The organism is Kribbella sp. NPDC059898 (genome assembly GCF_042730855.1).
Classification (GTDB): domain Bacteria; phylum Actinomycetota; class Actinomycetes; order Propionibacteriales; family Kribbellaceae; genus Kribbella.
Genome location: NZ_JBHWKR010000008.1, coordinates 362477 through 377617, shown reverse-complemented (window position 1 = coordinate 377617; position 15141 = coordinate 362477). Strand labels below are relative to the sequence as shown.

Annotated in this window: 18 protein-coding genes; 7 read left to right on the top strand and 11 right to left on the bottom strand. The window is 70.8% G+C overall.

Features of this window, described 5'->3' with window-relative positions; genetic code table 11:
• Positions 1-127: 127 nt before the first annotated feature.
• The gene (locus tag ACFV9C_RS26120) at positions 128-862 is read right to left on the bottom strand and encodes a DUF899 domain-containing protein (RefSeq protein ID WP_380197605.1); all 735 of its coding nucleotides are present in this window, start codon (positions 860-862) and stop codon (positions 128-130) included.
• Positions 863-943: 81 nt separating this feature from the next.
• On the opposite strand from ACFV9C_RS26120, the gene ACFV9C_RS26115 reads away from it, so the two are divergent.
• Together ACFV9C_RS26115 and ACFV9C_RS26110 are read left to right on the top strand one after the other, a co-directional pair.
• The gene (locus ACFV9C_RS26115) at positions 944-1279 is read left to right on the top strand and encodes a hypothetical protein (protein WP_380197603.1); all 336 of its coding nucleotides are present in this window, start codon (positions 944-946) and stop codon (positions 1277-1279) included.
• A 49-nt stretch (positions 1280-1328) separates the two neighbouring features.
• Positions 1329-2474, top strand: coding sequence for a hypothetical protein (locus ACFV9C_RS26110; protein ID WP_380197601.1), 1146 nt, complete (start codon positions 1329-1331; stop codon positions 2472-2474).
• A gap of 15 nt (positions 2475-2489) precedes the next feature.
• Here the strand turns inward: ACFV9C_RS26110 and ACFV9C_RS26105 are convergent, their stop codons facing one another.
• Positions 2490-2975, bottom strand: a complete 486-nt coding sequence (locus ACFV9C_RS26105) for a GNAT family N-acetyltransferase (protein WP_380197598.1) — start codon at positions 2973-2975, stop codon at positions 2490-2492.
• Between the two features lie 51 nt (positions 2976-3026).
• Between ACFV9C_RS26105 and ACFV9C_RS26100 the strand changes: the two genes are divergently transcribed.
• Complete coding sequence (locus ACFV9C_RS26100) at positions 3027-3581, top strand: TetR/AcrR family transcriptional regulator (RefSeq protein WP_380197597.1); 555 nt, start codon at positions 3027-3029, stop codon at positions 3579-3581.
• Here the strand turns inward: ACFV9C_RS26100 and ACFV9C_RS26095 are convergent.
• The 6 genes from ACFV9C_RS26095 to ACFV9C_RS26070 are packed head-to-tail and all read right to left on the bottom strand — an operon-like array spanning position 3566 to position 7288.
• On the bottom strand, positions 3566-3802 hold the full coding sequence (locus tag ACFV9C_RS26095; protein WP_380197594.1) for a hypothetical protein: 237 nt from the start codon (positions 3800-3802) through the stop codon (positions 3566-3568). The genes ACFV9C_RS26100 and ACFV9C_RS26095 overlap by 16 nt on opposite strands.
• Positions 3799-3924 (bottom strand): hypothetical protein, encoded by a 126-nt coding sequence (locus tag ACFV9C_RS26090; RefSeq protein ID WP_380197593.1) that lies wholly within the window; start codon positions 3922-3924, stop codon positions 3799-3801. Before ACFV9C_RS26090 ends, ACFV9C_RS26095 begins: the two co-directional genes overlap by 4 nt.
• Positions 3921-4331, bottom strand: coding sequence for a hypothetical protein (locus ACFV9C_RS26085; RefSeq protein WP_380197591.1), 411 nt, complete (start codon positions 4329-4331; stop codon positions 3921-3923). The genes ACFV9C_RS26090 and ACFV9C_RS26085 overlap by 4 nt, the downstream gene beginning before the upstream one ends.
• 17 nt (positions 4332-4348) lie before the next feature.
• A complete protein-coding gene (locus ACFV9C_RS26080; protein ID WP_380197589.1) occupies positions 4349-5779 on the bottom strand; it encodes an RNB domain-containing ribonuclease in 1431 nt (476 codons plus the stop codon).
• Between the two features lie 4 nt (positions 5780-5783).
• Positions 5784-6911 carry a bifunctional RNase H/acid phosphatase gene (locus ACFV9C_RS26075; protein WP_380197587.1) on the bottom strand — a complete coding sequence of 376 codons (1128 nt, stop codon included), beginning with the start codon at positions 6909-6911 and terminating at the stop codon, positions 5784-5786.
• The gene (locus ACFV9C_RS26070) at positions 6908-7288 is read right to left on the bottom strand and encodes a zinc ribbon domain-containing protein (RefSeq protein WP_380197585.1); all 381 of its coding nucleotides are present in this window, start codon (positions 7286-7288) and stop codon (positions 6908-6910) included. The genes ACFV9C_RS26075 and ACFV9C_RS26070 overlap by 4 nt, the downstream gene beginning before the upstream one ends.
• 57 nt (positions 7289-7345) lie before the next feature.
• Between ACFV9C_RS26070 and ACFV9C_RS26065 the strand changes: the two genes are divergently transcribed.
• Complete coding sequence (locus tag ACFV9C_RS26065; RefSeq protein WP_380197583.1) at positions 7346-7717, top strand: hypothetical protein; 372 nt, start codon at positions 7346-7348, stop codon at positions 7715-7717.
• Here the strand turns inward: ACFV9C_RS26065 and ACFV9C_RS26060 are convergent.
• Positions 7679-8806 (bottom strand): Nif3-like dinuclear metal center hexameric protein, encoded by a 1128-nt coding sequence (locus tag ACFV9C_RS26060; protein ID WP_380197581.1) that lies wholly within the window; start codon positions 8804-8806, stop codon positions 7679-7681. The two genes, ACFV9C_RS26065 and ACFV9C_RS26060, sit on opposite strands and share 39 nt — an antisense overlap.
• Before the next feature lie 204 nt (positions 8807-9010).
• Positions 9011-10636, bottom strand: a complete 1626-nt coding sequence (locus ACFV9C_RS26055) for an alpha-amylase family glycosyl hydrolase (RefSeq protein WP_380197579.1) — start codon at positions 10634-10636, stop codon at positions 9011-9013.
• Positions 10637-10746: 110 nt separating this feature from the next.
• On the opposite strand from ACFV9C_RS26055, the gene ACFV9C_RS26050 reads away from it, so the two are divergent.
• Positions 10747-11952 carry an ROK family transcriptional regulator gene (locus ACFV9C_RS26050; RefSeq protein WP_380197577.1) on the top strand — a complete coding sequence of 402 codons (1206 nt, stop codon included), beginning with the start codon at positions 10747-10749 and terminating at the stop codon, positions 11950-11952.
• 79 nt (positions 11953-12031) lie between these two features.
• Positions 12032-12199, top strand: coding sequence for a hypothetical protein (locus tag ACFV9C_RS26045; protein WP_380197575.1), 168 nt, complete (start codon positions 12032-12034; stop codon positions 12197-12199).
• A gap of 221 nt (positions 12200-12420) precedes the next feature.
• Here the strand turns inward: ACFV9C_RS26045 and nagZ are convergent, their stop codons facing one another.
• Positions 12421-13899, bottom strand: a complete 1479-nt coding sequence (nagZ, locus tag ACFV9C_RS26040) for a beta-N-acetylhexosaminidase (RefSeq protein WP_380197573.1) — start codon at positions 13897-13899, stop codon at positions 12421-12423.
• 203 nt (positions 13900-14102) lie between these two features.
• Between nagZ and ACFV9C_RS26035 the strand changes: the two genes are divergently transcribed.
• On the top strand, positions 14103-15044 hold the full coding sequence (locus ACFV9C_RS26035; RefSeq protein ID WP_380197572.1) for an ROK family protein: 942 nt from the start codon (positions 14103-14105) through the stop codon (positions 15042-15044).
• Positions 15045-15141: the final 97 nt, after the last annotated feature.

Genomic DNA, 15141 nt, shown 5'->3' with positions numbered 1-15141 from the left:
CGCAAACGCCTCGGCTACCACACCCCCCGCGAAATCTTCGCTACCCTCCTCATCGACGACCTACGAAACGTTGCGACGACCCCCTGATTTCGCCGGGTGAAATCCTCCCCAACCTGGTCCGGACGTACTAGTGGCAGTGGTCGTTGGTGGTGGGTGGGAGGGCGCGGCCGGCGGGTTTTTCCCAAGGTTCTTGGCGGCCTAGGGCGGTCATGTCTAGGGCGTTGACGGAGAAGGTCATCGCGTCGGGGCCGCGGCCGTACGTCGAGTAGGTGTGGTAGACGTCGTCGCCGACGCGGAGGAAGCAGCTGAGGCCGTGGAGGTCGAAGGGCTGGTCCTGCTGGATGAAGTCGGCGTTCGGGCGGTCGTCCCACTCGGCCTTCGAGCGGTAGTTGTACTCGAACGGGACCACCGCGTCATCGAGGGTCACGTGGTAGTCGTAGTTGAAGGTCGTCCCGGCCGAGGAGTACCACGGGTGCACCCAGCCGTGGTCCGCCTTGTAGGCGGCGAGTTTCTCGTACGGGCCGCGGGAGATCAGTACGAACGTCGTGTCGGTCTCGTTCAGCGCGCGCTGCGAGCCGATGTCGTCCACGAACCCCGTGCAGTTCGGGCAGGCGGCGTCCCACTCCGGCGGGTACATGATGTGGTAGACGACCAACTGGTGCCGCCCTTCGAACAGGTCCACCAGCTTGACCGGCCCGCCCGCACCGGTGAACACGTACGGCGTATCCACCAGCACCATCGGCAACTCCCGCCGCCGGGTGTTCAGCGCGTCCCGCTCCTTCGTGAACGCCTTCTCCGCGGCCAGCAACTCCCGCCGCGCCGCGGCCCATTCGTCCCGCCCGACAATCTCCGGCAAACTCATCACAAACCTCCTAGAACCCAACAGGTCACCCGGAACGTCGGAACCACCTCCCCCACCTCGACATCGCCGTACGATCAGAACGTGCGGACCCACGAACTGCCGCAGTTGACGCTCCAGGAGCGGCCCGCCAAGAACCTGGCGGCGCGCCTCGAGGGCACGCTCACCGTGGTCTCGAACTACATCGGCGTACAGACGGGCGACCACTTCGTCGAGGTTGCCTGGCCGCCGGGCTGCACCGTGGTCGCGTACGGCGCGTCGTTCGCGGTCCTCGATGCGGACGGGTGGGTGGTCGGGAAGGTTGGTGCTGTGGTGGTGCTCGGTGGCGGCTCGATCGGGCCGGAGAGTGCGCATGCGGTCTCCCCCACCGGTAGGGCGAGGATCTTCGCCGTTGCCGGGGCGCAGGGGCTGCACCACTGACCTGCGCGCCGACGGTTCGTGGACCCGTCGCAGATGAGAAGGTTGGAGTATGCGGAGGCGGGTGCGTACTGGGGTCGTGATCCTGCTGCTGTTCGTGCTGCTGGGTGGGGCCGGGTACGTCGGCTGGGTGCTGGTGCAGCGGTCCGAGCCGGTGTCGTTGCCGGAGCCGACGGGCACGTTCCAGGTCGGGCGGCGGACGTACGAGTGGACCGACAGTGCGCGGCGGGATCCGTTCGCGGACGGGCCGCGGCGGTTGGCGGTGTGGGTCTGGTATCCGGTGGCGAAGGGGACGACCGGGCAGCACGTGGCGTACGCACCGGACCAGTGGAGCGGGATGCACCTCAAGGCTCCGGTCTCGGTCTTCCAGGGACCGTTCGACACCCTGCAGGACCGTGCGCTGGACCGGGTCGCGATCGCGCCGGGCAAGTTCCCGGTTGTCGTACTGATGCCGGGGATGGGCCTGTCGGCGCCGATGTACGCGGCGCTCGCCGAGGACCTCGCCAGTCACGGGTACCTGGTCGCCGGCGTCACACCGACGTACAGCGCGACCCTGACCGTCCTCGGCGGCGAGCCGGTGACCAGCAAACCCGACGCGAACCCGCCGAACCTCGGCGACAACAACGAAGGCGCGCAGCAGGCCGGCGACCACCTCGTCGGGATCTGGGCCGCCGACGCCCGGTTCGCGGCCGGCATGGTCGCGAAGACGCTGGCGAACTCGGTCGAGCCCGCGGTCGGTCCGGCGTACGTCGGGCACTCGTTCGGCGGCGCCGCCTCACTGGAGGCCTGCCGGCTGGACCAGCGCTGCGCCGCCGCCGTCGACCTGGACGGCTACCAGTTCGGGGACGTCGTGCAGAAGGGCGTGAAGGCGCCGATGCTGCTGCTCGGCGCCGACGACTCCTGCATCACCAGCGTCTGCGGCCCGGACGCCAAGAACGACAACGACCGGAACCGCGCCCTCTCGTTGCTGAAGGCAAGCACCGGTACGTCGTGGTGCGCCACCGTTCCCGGCACCCGGCACTTCAACTTCACCGACTACGGTGTGTACTACCTGGCCTACCCGCTCCGCCGGTTCCTCCCGCTCGGCAGCGCCGACCCGCGGCACGCCCTGACCGTCACGAGCGGCTACCTCAACACCTTCCTCTCCCACGTGATCTACAAGACCGCCGTCCCGGGCGCACCGGTCTGCAAGAGCTAGGGCGGGAGCCACGCCCTAGAGATCAAGCTCGTAGGTCTGCCCGGTCAGCCGGTCGCCCCACATCTCGTGTACTTCGGAACTCACCAGCCGGAAGCCCCGAGCGAGGTAGATGTGCCGCGCCGCGACCAGCGGATCGTTCGTCCACAGCACCATCCGCTTGTACCCCGCCGACCGCGCGAACTCCAGGCACGTGTCCACCAGCTCCGCGCCGAGCTTCAGCCCGCGCGCCGCCGGCGTCACCAGCAGCAGCCGGAGCTGTGCCGTCGTCTCGTCCGGTCCGCGGACGCAGAAGATGCTCCCGGCGCGTTCCCCGTCCACCTCGGCGATCCACGCGGCCTCGCGCTCATCGTCGTGGTCGGCGGCGTACTGCGCCACGATCTGCGCGATCAGCGTCTCGTACGCCGCCGCCCAGCCGTACTCCCGCGCATAGATCTCCGCATGGGCCTGCACCACCCAGCCGAGGTCTCCAGGCTGCCCCAGCTTCCTGATCAGTTTCGTCATCAACCTACCCGATCTAATGACACGACTGTTTCAGTGAGCAATACTAGACCCGTGCCGACCACAACGGAAGCTCCCTCAGCGCGACAGCAAGAACTGCTAGAGCGCGCGTACTCGTACTCGCTCACTCACGGGCTCGCGGATCTGTCGCTGCGCCCGCTGGCGAGCGCGATCGGCTCCAGCCCGCGGGTGCTGCTCTTCCTGTTCGGCAGCAAGGACGGCCTGATCCGCGCACTCCTCGCCCGCGGCCGCGCCGACCAGCTCGAGCTCCTCCACCAGACCGAGCAGCGGTACGACGACCCGCCCGGCCTGACCGTCGTCGCCCGCGAACTCTGGACCTGGCTGGCCGCGCCGGAACGCCGCCCGCTGATGACCTTCTGGGTCGAGGCCTACGGCCGCTCCCTGGTCGCACCTGACGGCCCGTGGTCGGAGTTCGCCCGCTCCACGGTCGACGACTGGCTCGAGCTCCTCAAGGCCAGCGATCCCAGCCAGACCGAGGCACGACGTACCGCCGTCCTGGCCGTCCTCCGCGGCGCCCTGATCGACCTTCTCGCCACCGGCGACCTCGAACGAACCACTGCCGCGGTCGAGGACTACCTGTCCGACTGATGCGGTTCGCGGGTCGCGCCCTTCGGCTGCTGAGGGTTGACCGCCACCGGCATGACCGTTTCCAGCTCGGTCAGCGAGTGGAACGGCGCCCGCATCGCTCGGTTCAGCTCCCGCTGGACCTGGCGGACCTCGCCGGGCGGGACCAGCTCGGGCAGGTTCGAGCTCTGGTACAGGTGCTCGACAGCGACCGGCCACTTGCCGTAGGACAGCCCGCAGTTCATCTGCCGGTCTGACCGAGCTGACCACGTTTCCAGGACGAGTGATGGGCGCCGGACAGCGCGAGGGCCGCGTCGGCCTGGCGGTCCATGAGCTTGTCGAAGCTCCGGACGCCCGGCCCGGTCATCGCAGGCCTTCGCGATCCAGGGCGTCGACGAGCTTGGCGAGGGTTTCGTTCAGGCCGAGGACGGCGTAGCGCTCGGCCACGTCGGTGGTCTCGTTCGCGATGGCGGTGATCTCGGCGATGCCCGCTTCGGCCCGGGCCTTCCGTTCGGCGGCCGTTCCACCGTCCGCGCTTGCCCGGGTCAGGGCGGTTGTCGCGCGGGCCATCCGGTCCTCGGCCGCGGGCGAGGTCTCGTTCGCCCACTGGGCCAGCAGGCAGTCCGCGGTCGCACGCCGGTCCGCCGGCTCGACCGCGTGCGCGATCGGGCGCAGCCGCTCCAGCTCGGCGAGCGCGCCGTCGACGTCCAGCCGCCCGAAGGTCCAGAGCTCGTAGGCGCGCTTGTACTGCGCGAAGAACTCGTCGTAGTGCATACCCGCGAGTGTCTCAGCTAGCGCAGTTCAAACGCGACGTTCCGCTTCGCGATGTCGGCCTCGACGAGTTCGACGCGGACCTGCTGGCCGAGCGGGAGCGCCGTACCGGTGACGCGGCCCTCGACGGCGGGGTCGGTCAGCACGACGATGCCACGGTTCGGGGACTTCTCGTCGACGTCGGTGATCACGCCGTCGAACGTCGCGCCGAGCCGGTCCGCGACCAGGCCGGCCTCGACCATGCTGACGATCGACCGCTCGTACGCGTGCGCGCGACGGTCCGCGTCGTCCATGATCTTCGGGATCTCGTCCATCGACTCCCGGACCCATTCCGGTACGGCGGTACCGGCCGAGAGCGCGACGCAGATCTCGCCGGTCCACCGGTCCACCAGCCGGCGCAGCGGCGCGGTGACGTGTGCGTACTCCGCCTTCATCGCGGCGTGCTGCGGCTTGTCCGGAACGCTGCCGGCGAACGCCGTGTACCCGGCGCCGCGGAACAGCACGGTGCACGCGGCCAGCATCGCGGCGTGCGCCGGTGTCGCCGGGTCGAGGCCGTGGATGAACGCGGCGTACGACACGTCGGCCGGCCAGTCGATCCCGAGGGCCTTCGCGGTGTTGCCGAGCTTGCGGCGCAGGTCGTCGTGCGACTCGGGCAGCGTGCGCAGGATGCCGATCTTGCCCTTCATCATCAGCTGCGCGGCGGCCATTCCAGTGAGCAGCGAGATCTGCGCGTTCCAGCCCTCGACCGGCAGCGGTGCGCGGAACTGGAGGCCCCAGCCGCCGTCGGACGTGACGACTTCCTGGTCCGGGATCGGCAGGTTGACGCCGCCGCGGTCGAGTTCGCACTGCTCGCGCAGCTTCCCGACCTCGCGGAGCAGCTGCAGCGACTCCGACGCCGTACCCGCGTCCAGGTCCTGCTGTACGCCGGCGTAGTTGAGCTTCGCGCGCGACTTCACCAAGGCCCGCTCGCAGGTGACGCCGGTGATCTCGCCGGCCGCGTCGAGCGTGACCGTCCACAGCAGCGCCGGACGGACCTGGTCGGGCAGCAGCGACGCCGCGCCCTCGGAAAGCTCCGGCGGATGCAGCGGGGTGCGCTTGTCCGGCGCGTACAGGGTCTCGCCCCGGCGCCGCGCCTCGGTGTCGATCGGGTCGCCGGCCCGCACGTACGCCGCGACGTCCGCGATCGCGTAGTACACCGTGAAGCCGTCGCCCGCGCGCTCGATGTGCAGCGCCTGGTCGAGGTCCATCGAGTCCGGCGGGTCGATCGTGACGAACTCGAGGTCGGTCCGGTCCAGCTCCGGCAGTACGGCGTTCGCGGCCGCCCGCACCGCGGCCGCCGTCACCTCCGGCGGGAACTCCGCCGGTACCTCCTGCTCCCGGCGGATGTCCTGCAACGAAGCCCGGAAAACCTCCGGCACGTCCTCGGCGAAACGAACCCTCTGCAGCGGCATGGGGTCAGACTAGCGGCGGCACCACGTTGAAGGAGCGGAGCGACGCCAGGCCATCGGCGTACCAGTGGGCCTCGGTGATGGTTGCGGGGCGGAGTTCCATCCGGAAGATGGAGGCCATCGGGGCCTGCAGCACCGAGCGGACCATCAGCTTGATCGGGGTCACGTGGGTGACCACGAGCACCGTCTTGCCGGGGTACCGCGCGAGCAGGCCGTCGCGAGCCGAGCGGGCCCGCCGGGCGCACGCGTCGAACGACTCGCCACCGGGCGGCGCCACCGTCGTCGACTCCAGCCACGCGTTCAACGCGTCCGGCCACTTCTCCTGGACCTCGGCGAACGTGTGCCCATCCCAGTCACCGAACGAGCACTCGACCCAGCCCTCGTCCACGACGACGTCGAGACCGAGCTCCGCGCCGACCGCGGCGGCCGTCTCCCGCGCCCGTCGCATCGGCGACGTCACGATCGCGTCGATCCCACCGAGCCGCGCCAGGTACGCCGCCGCCGCTGCCGCCTGCGCCTGTCCGTTCTCGCTCAGTGCCGGGTCGTCACCGCCGGAACCGGAGAACCGCTTCTCCGCGGTGTGCGGCGTCTCGCCGTGCCGCAGGAAGATCAACCGGGTCGGCGGCTCCGCTTGCGTGCCCCAACCGCGCAACGCCTTCCCCAGATCGGAAGGCTGCGCGGCGGGCTTCGCGGCCGCGACCGGTGCATCAGCGGGCCGCAGCGGGATCGGCACACCGTCGAGCGCGTTGTTCGCGAGCGCGTCCGCGGCCGCGTTCTTCGCCCGCGGCACCCACGTCCACTCGGTCCCGAACGGCGCCAGCCCCTGTGCCTTGATCGCCAGCGGCTGCAGGTCCGGGTGCTTGATCTTCCACCGGCCGGCCATCTGCTCGACGACCAGCTTCGAGTCCATCCGTACTTCGATCGACGCGTTCGGCGCGTACTCCGCAGCGAGCTCGAGGCCCGCGATCAGCCCGGAGTACTCCGCGACGTTGTTGGTCGCGATCCCGATCGTCTTCCCCTGCTGGGCGATGACCTTCCCGGTCACCGGGTCCCGGACGAGCGCGCCGTACGACGCCGGCCCCGGATTCCCCCGCGATCCACCGTCCGCCTCGACGATGACGTGGTCATAGGTCATACCGCGCTGTCCGCCGTTCTGACGAGGATGCGGCCGCACTCCTCGCACCGTAGTACGGCGTCGGGAGCGGCGGCCTTGATCGCGTTCAGGTCGGACGGGGCGAGCTCCATCCGGCACCCCATGCAGCGCTTGCCGACCAGCGGCGCGGCGCCGATGCCGCCGTTGTGCTCACGCAGCCGCTGGTATTGCGAAACAAGGCCTTCCGGCAGCTCGGCCACGACGACGGCGCGCTGGTCGGCGACCCCGGCGCGCTGCTCGTCCAGCTCCTTGATCGCGGCGTCGCGGGACGTCTCGAGCTCGGACTGCCGCCCGGCGAACGCCTCCGCCCGGGTGCGCAGATCGGTCTGCACGACCTCGGCGGCCTCGAGCTTCTCCATCACCTCGAGCTCGGAGTCCTCCAGGTCCGAGATCCGCCGGTCCAGCGAACCGATCTCGTGCTGCAGGTTCTCCAGGTCGCGCGGCGAGGTGACCTGGCCGGAGTCGAGCCGCTGCTGGTTCCGCGCACGGCGCTGACGAACCTGCTCGACATCGCTGTCGGCCTTCTTCTGCTCGCGCTGCAGGTCGCTGACCTCGGTGTCCGCGGTGACCAGCTCGCGGTCGACGACGGACTTCTCGGCGGTCAGGTCCTTGAGCGCCTGGTGCTCCGGCAGCGACGCGCGCTTGTGCGCGACCTGGTCGAGCTGCAGGTCGAGATCCTGCAGGTCCAGCAGCCGGCGTTGGACGGCGGGCTCGGCGTTCAGAGTCGGCTCCTTAGATCGTCGGCGTACTCAGATCCGCAGCGTCCATGCGTCCGTGCAGAGTGTTGAGATGTGAGTGTCCACGGTACTGCCTCGGGCCGCGAGGCCTTCGAGCAGGAGGCGTTCGGCGTCCGCCAGCCACGGCCACTCGCTGGCCCAGTGCGCGACGTCGACGAGTGCGGGGTCGCCGTACGCCTGCGCCTCGGTCGCGGGGTGGTGCCGGAGGTCGGCGGTCAGGTACGCGTCGACGCCGGCCGCGCGGACCCGGGCGAACTCCGAGTCGCCCGCTCCCCCGACCACCGCGACGGTCTCGATCGTCCGGTCCAGGTCGCCGGAAACCCGGACGCCGTGCTCGGTCCGCGGCAGGCTCTCCGCGACCAGCCGCGCGAAGTCCGCGAGCGGCAACGGAGCTTCCAGTACGCCGACCCGCCCGCCGCCACGCTCGCTCGGCAGCTCGGCCAGCTCGTAGAAGTCGTACGCCGGCTCCTCGTAGGAATGGGCCGCGATCAGTGCCTCGCGGACCGCGCGGCGCCGGCCGCGCGGGAGGATCATCTCGATCCGGTCCTCGGCGACGACCTCGACGTCCCCGACGGTCCCGATCGTCGGGTTCGCGCCCGCCAGCGGCCGGAACGTCCCTTCGCCGGTCACGCTCCACGCGGCGCGCTCGTAGTTGCCGATCCGGCCCGCACCGGCCTTCGCCAGTGCGTCCAGCATCGCCTGGGTCTCCGCGACCGGGACGCCGACCACGACCTTGTCCATCGGCTCGGCCGGCATCGCCTTCAACGGGCGGGTGTCGCGCAGCCCGATCGCGGCGGCGAGCGCGTCGCTCACACCCGGGTTCGCGTTGTCGGCGTTCGTATGACAGACCTGTAAGGCGACACCTGCGCGAATCAGGTCGGTGATCACCCGGCCCTTGGGTGTCGTCGCGGCGACGCTGTTCACTCCGCGCAGCAACAGCGGGTGGTGCGTGACGAGCAGGTCGAACCCGCCGTCGATCGCCTCGTCGACCACGGCCCGCATCGGATCGACCGCGAACAGGATCCGCCGTACCTCCTGCCCGGGGTCGCCGGTGACCAGGCCGACGGCGTCCCAGTCCTCCGCCCAGGCGGGGTCGTAGAGCCGATCCAGTACTGCGAGCACGTCCGCTAGCGTCGTCACGCGCTTATCCTGACATTCCATGGATCGTGACGGGGGCAACCGCCCGGTGCCCCCGCCACGACCATGTCCGCCGGTACCGGCGACGGCGTGGGGTGCGACCGCCCCGCCGCATCCGCCACACCACCCGCACCGGCGGGAACGCCCCGGCCACACAGGGGGGAGGGCCGTCTCGGGACAGCCCGGCCGGGGCGCGTTCTGGACGGCCTAGATGAGCCAGGCCGTGGTGTCGCTCGGCAGCTTGTCGCCCTCGAGCGGGCCGCTGGACAGTACGACGGCGGCGTCCGGCAGCTCGACCGGTGCGGCGCCGAAGTTCGTCACGCACTGCCAGCCGCCGGAGCGGACGAAGTGCAGTACGTCGTCGTTGCCGTCGACCCAGGTCAGCGCGCTGCCGGTCCGGAGCCCACGCCGTACCGCAAGGGCCTTGCGGTACAGGCTGAGCGTCGACTCGACGTCGTCCTGCTGCGCCTCGACGGAGTACGCACCGAACCACTTCGGCTGCAGCAGGTGCGAGCCGCCGGTACCGAACCCGAACGACAGCCCGGTGACCGTCCACGGGATCGGCACCCGGCAGCCGTCGCGGCCCTTCTCGGCACCCTTCGACCGGAAGTACGCCGGGTCCTGCAGGTTCGCGGCCGGCAGCTCGCCGACCTCCTGCAGACCGAGCTCCTCACCCTGGTAGAGGTACGCCGAACCGGGCAGCGCGAGCATCAGCATCGTCGCGGCCCGGGCCCGGCGCAGGCCGAGCGCGACGTCGACGGTCGGCTCGGTGCCGTTGCTGAGCAGCCAGTCCTTGCCGTCCTGCCAGCCGCCCTTCGGGTTCTTCGGCAGGCCGTACCGGGTGGCGTGCCGGACGACGTCGTGGTTCGAGAACACCCAGGTCGACGACGACCCGTTCTGCTCGGCGAACTCGAGGTTCTCCTCGATCACCTGGCGGAACTTGTCGTACTCGAAGTCGGCCTGCAGCAGGTCGAAGTTGAACGCCTGCCCGAGCCCGTCGGCACTCGCGTACCGGGCCCGGCGAGCGGCCGGCACGAACGCCTCGGCGACCGCGGACCGCGGCGGATCGTAGGTGTTCAGCAGCTTGCGCCAGTCCTGGTAGATCTCGTGTACGCCGTCCTGGTCCCACAGCGGGTGCTTGCCGTTGGACTCCGACTGCCTGGGCAGCGTGGCCTTCGCCGGGAACGGCTCGCTGAGGTCCTTCACCAGCGCGTGCGCGACGTCGACCCGGAAGCCGTCGACACCTCGGTCCGACCAGAACTTCAGGGTCTCCAGGAAGTCCGTCCGTACCTCGGGGTGCTGCCAGTTCAGGTCGGGCTGCTCGGCCGCGAACATGTGCAGGTACCACTGGCCGTCGTCGGTCTGCGCCCAGGCGGAGCCGCCGAAGACCGAGTCCCAGTCCGACGGCGGCTGGTCGCCGTCACCGTCGCGGAAGATGTACCGGTCCCGCGCGGGGTGCCCCTTGGCCGCCTCCAGTGCCTCGACGAACCACTCGTGCCGGTCGGACGTGTGGTTCGGGACGATGTCGACGATCAGCTTGATGCCCTCGGCGTGCAGCGCCTCGACCAGCTGGTCGAAGTCGGACAGCGTGCCGAGCCGCGGGTCGACGTTGCGGTAGTCGTCCACGTCGTACCCGCCGTCGGCCAGCGCGGACGGGTAGAACGGGCTCAGCCAGACCGCGTCGATGCCCAGCGCCACCAGGTACGGGACTCGACTGATGATGCCGGGCAGGTCCCCGACGCCGTCGCCGTCGGAGTCGGCGAAGCTGCGCGGATAGATCTGGTACACGACGGCCTGCCGCCACCAGTCGGGATCGGTCTGCGGACTCGTCACGATCGCCTCACTCGGAAATCTGCCGGTAACCCGGGGTTTATATATAGGCTCTAAATTTAGAATCTGCATGTATTCTGCGGTCGGTAGGACGACGAGGTCAAGGGGCTTTCATGGCGAAACCACCGGCTACCCCGCCCACGGCGACGCCGACGATGCTTCGGCGGGTGAACGCGGGCAAGGTACTCGGCGTGCTGAACCGCGCACGGGTGATGACAGGAACCGGCCTGATCGAGGCCACCGGTCTCACCCGGGCGACCGTGCACGCGGTCTGCAACGACCTGATCTCGATGGGCTGGGTGGTCGAGCTCGACCCGGGGCGGACGTCGGTGGGACGGCCGTCGCGGCGGTTCGAGTTCAACGGGCGGGCCGGGTACGTGCTCGGGATCGACATCGGCGCGGCGAAGACGACCGTGCTGCTGTCCGACCTGCGCGGCGAGACGGTCGCGAAGGCCGGTCGGTCGGCGGCCGGCGTGAAGGCGCCCGGCGAGCGGACCGAGATCGTGCACGAGACCGTGGTCGAGGCGCTGGAGTCCGCCGAGGTGTCCGACGCTCAGGTGCTGGCTGCCGGTGCGGGGGTGGCCGCGCCGGTGGACCGGGACGGGAACATCCTGGTCGCGGACGAGTTCTGGCGGCGGTTCGACACCGGGTTGGCGCAGCGGCTCACCGAGCTGCACGGCTGGCCGGTGCTGCTCGAGAACGACGCGAACCTCGCGGCGCTCGGCGAGCACTGGCGCGGTGAGGCGCGGAACGTCGACGATCTCGTCGTACTGCTGGCGGGTGAGCGGTTCGGGTCCGGGTTGATGGACTCCGGGCGGTTGCTGCACGGGAGCCGCGGCGGGGCCGGCGAGATGGTGTTCCTGAAGCTGATCGAGGGCGTTGGCGACACCCACGGTATTGCCCGGATCGCCCGGGAGAACGGGACGGCGGCGGTCGCGGACGCCGCCGTACGGACGTCGTTGCGGTCGCTGGCGGTCGACGGTGCGGTGACGGCGGAGCAGGTGTTCGGCGCCGCGGCCGACGGGGACACGGTTGCCCAGGGCATCCTTCAGGACATCGCCGGGCGAACGGCCCGGGTCGTGGCGACGATCGGCACCCTGTTCAACCCCGAGCTGGTCGTGCTCGGCGGCGCCGTCGCCCAGGCGGCCGCGGCTCTACTCCCCGATGTCGAACGCCAACTCACCGACTACACCAGCACTCCCCCACGCGTCGCGGTCTCCTCCCTCGGCGACGCCATAGTCTCCGTAGGCGCCGTCCGCCACGCCCTCAACTACGTCGAACAACACGCCCTCGACCTGGAACTCACCTGCCGCCCGTGAAGCTGCGGATCCCCAGCCCACCACAATCGCCCTCGCGTCCACCGGCCCCGCCTGAGCGGACCGCGCAGCCGCACTTGTGATGGCGTGGGGATCCGCCCACCCGATCCCAAGCCAGCGGCCACCCGCCGTCGCACCACCCGCCGCCGCACGGTCCGACGTCGCGCGGTCCGACGTCGCGCGGTCCGACGTCGCGCGGTCCGACGTCGAACAGCACGCCCTCGACCTGGAACTCACCTGCCGCCAGTGAAGGTGCGGATCTCCAGCCCATCACAATCGCCGCCCGAACGCCCCGGCCACGCTTGAGCGGGCGGTGCAGCCGCAATTGTGATGGCCTGGGGATCCGCCCTCCCCGGTCGCGGACCAGCGGCGGCCCACCCCGTCGGCCCCATCGGGCCGCAGGCGGACCACCCCGTCGGCCGCATCGGACCGCAGGCGGAGCGGGCCGCCGCGCGGCGTCGCGCGGTCCGGTTAGCGGGTTAGTTGGCGGGCGATTGCCTCCAGGACGACCAGGTTGCGGCCGGAGGTGGTGGCGGAGGGGACGCCTGGTGGGACCAGGGACTGGTCTTCGGGGATGCCGGTGCAGAGGACGAAGACGTTGTCCGGGTGGGTGTCTACGAGGTGGGTGAGGGCGGCGCGCATCCACGGCGTGCGGCCCGCGTCCTGTACGGCGATCACCAGCGGCCGGCCCTGCGCCGCCTTCGCTGCCTGGGCGATCGCGTCGTCCCGCGGCGCACCGTTCTCGGTCAGATGGTGCTCGCCCCGCAGCACCACGCCGTCCGCGCCCGGCGCGACCCGGGTGAAGATCTCCGGAAGCCCCGACAAGTACGGGTTCCACGCCGGGTGCACCCCCTGCGTCAGATCCACCACGTACGGCGACCCGCCGAGCGCCGGGAACGTCTGCCCGGCCACCACCCGCGCCGCCACCTCCCGGATCGGCGCCCCGCCGAGACCCGACTGCCGGCTCCGCCGACCGAGCGACGCCGCGAGCCCCCGAACCCGCGCGGCCGCGTCAGCCACCCGCTCCGCCGGCAGCTCACCGCTCCGCACAGCCTCGACCACGCGAGCAGTCAGCGCGTGCGGGTCCGCCGTACCGACCGCGATCATCGCCAGGTCCGCGCCCGCACCGATCGACGCGACCGCGGCGTCCTCGATCGAGCGGTTCTTCGTGATCGCCTGCATCTCGAGCGCGTCGGTCGTGATCACCCCAGTGAACCCGAGCTCCTCCCGCAGCAACCCGGTCAGCACCCGGTGCGACAGTGTGGCCGGCTGGTCGTCGTACGCCGAGAAGATGATGTGCGCGCTCATCACGACATCGGCCCCGGCCGCGATGGTCGCCCGGAACGGCGCCAGCTCGACCGCCTGCACCTCTTCCACCGAACGGTCCACCCGCGGCAGGTCGGTGTGCGAGTCGACGGCGACGTCGCCGTGCCCCGGGAAGTGCTTCGGGCAGGCGGCGATCCCCGCGTCGTGGACGCCCTCGACGAACGCGACCCCGTGCCGCGACACGACCTCCGCCGTACGCCCGAACGAGCGGGTCGAGATGATCGGGTTCGCCGGGTTGCTGTTCACGTCGACCGACGGCGCGAGCATCAGGTCGATACCGAGCAACGCCAGGGTCGCGGCCGCGTCCCGGGCCGCGGCGCGGGTCAGTTCGGTGTCGTCCAGGTCGCCGAGCAGCCGCGGGGACGCCAGCGGCCACGGGTTCGCCGGCGCGAGGTGGCTGAACTCGCCGCCCTCGTGGTCGATCGCGACGATCAGGTCGGGCCGCTCGGACCGCAGTACGGCGGTCAAGGCCGCCACCTGCTCGGCGTCCGCGACGTTCCGGGTGAACAGGATGACCGCGCCGAGGCCGCCGGCCACCGCGCGCCGCAGGTCGTCGGGGGCCGTTGTTCCGGTGAAGCCGACGACCAGTGCGCCGGCCGCGTCCCGATCCAGTTGAGCACTCATTCCCCAACCCTCTCGCAGTCGCGGCAGCCGGCGCCAGTAGGGGCCTGTCGGCGCCCCGAGGGGCATCGTTGTCAGGGGTTGTCATGGCAGTTAACTGCCGCCACCCTGCGGGTTTTCCATGATTACCACCTTTTACCCCTGTCTGTTCGGGCCGACGGCAGATAACGTTGTCTCTCGACCTGACCGCCCTGACCGGGGGGACGATGAGCGACGACACTGGGGACGACACATTGGTGGCGCGGGAATCCGTGCTGGGCATCGACATCGGCGGCACGAAGATGGCCGCCGCTTTGGTGTCCGCCGACGGCACGATTCTCACCGGCGACCGGATCCGGACCCCGTCCGGCGGCGCCGACCAGGTGTTCGCCGCGCTCGGTGAGCTGATCGACCGTGTCCGCGGCGACGCGACCCCGCTCGCGGTCGGCGTCGGCTCGGCCGGCCCGCTCGACCAGCAGCACGGTCTGGTCTCCCCGGTGAACATCCCCGGCTGGCGCAACTTCCCGCTCGTCGACCGGGTCCGCGCGCTCACCGGCGACGTACCGGTGACGCTCGGCATGGACGGGCACTGCTTCGCGCTCGGTGAGTACTGGAGCGGCGCGGGGCGGGACGCGAAGACCCTGCTCGGCATCGTGGTCTCGACCGGTGTCGGCGGTGGGCTGGTCGTCGACGGCAAGCCGCTGATCGGCCAGTCCGGCAACGCGGCGCACATCGGTCACGTGGTGGTCGACCAGGACGGCGAGGCCTGCGCGTGCGGGTCGTACGGCTGCGTCGAGGCGTACGCGAGCGGTCCGCGGATGGTGACTCGCGCGCAGCGCGGCGGCTGGCGGACCGACGAGGACGTGGACGCCGAAGTACTGGCCGCCGATGCCGCGGCCGGGGACGAGCTCGCGCTGGCCGCGTTCGACGACGGCGCGCAGGCGCTGGCCGCGGGGATCGTCGCGACGGCCGTGACCGTGGATCTGACCACGGTCGTCATCGGCGGCGGCGTCGCGAAGGCCGGACCGGTGCTGTTCGACCCGGTGCAGGCGTGGGTGAAGCGGCTCGCGCAGCTGCCGTTCGTCGCGGACCTCACCGTGGAACCGGCCCAGCTGGACAACGCCGGGCTGCTCGGCGCCGCGCATCAGGCGTGGGCCGCGCTCTCCTGATCCGCACATTCGGGTTGGTGCGGTAAAGGTTCTCCCGCACACCTTTGCGCAATTCTTACGAATCTTCCGGATCCGTGTAACGACACCCCTACGCGCA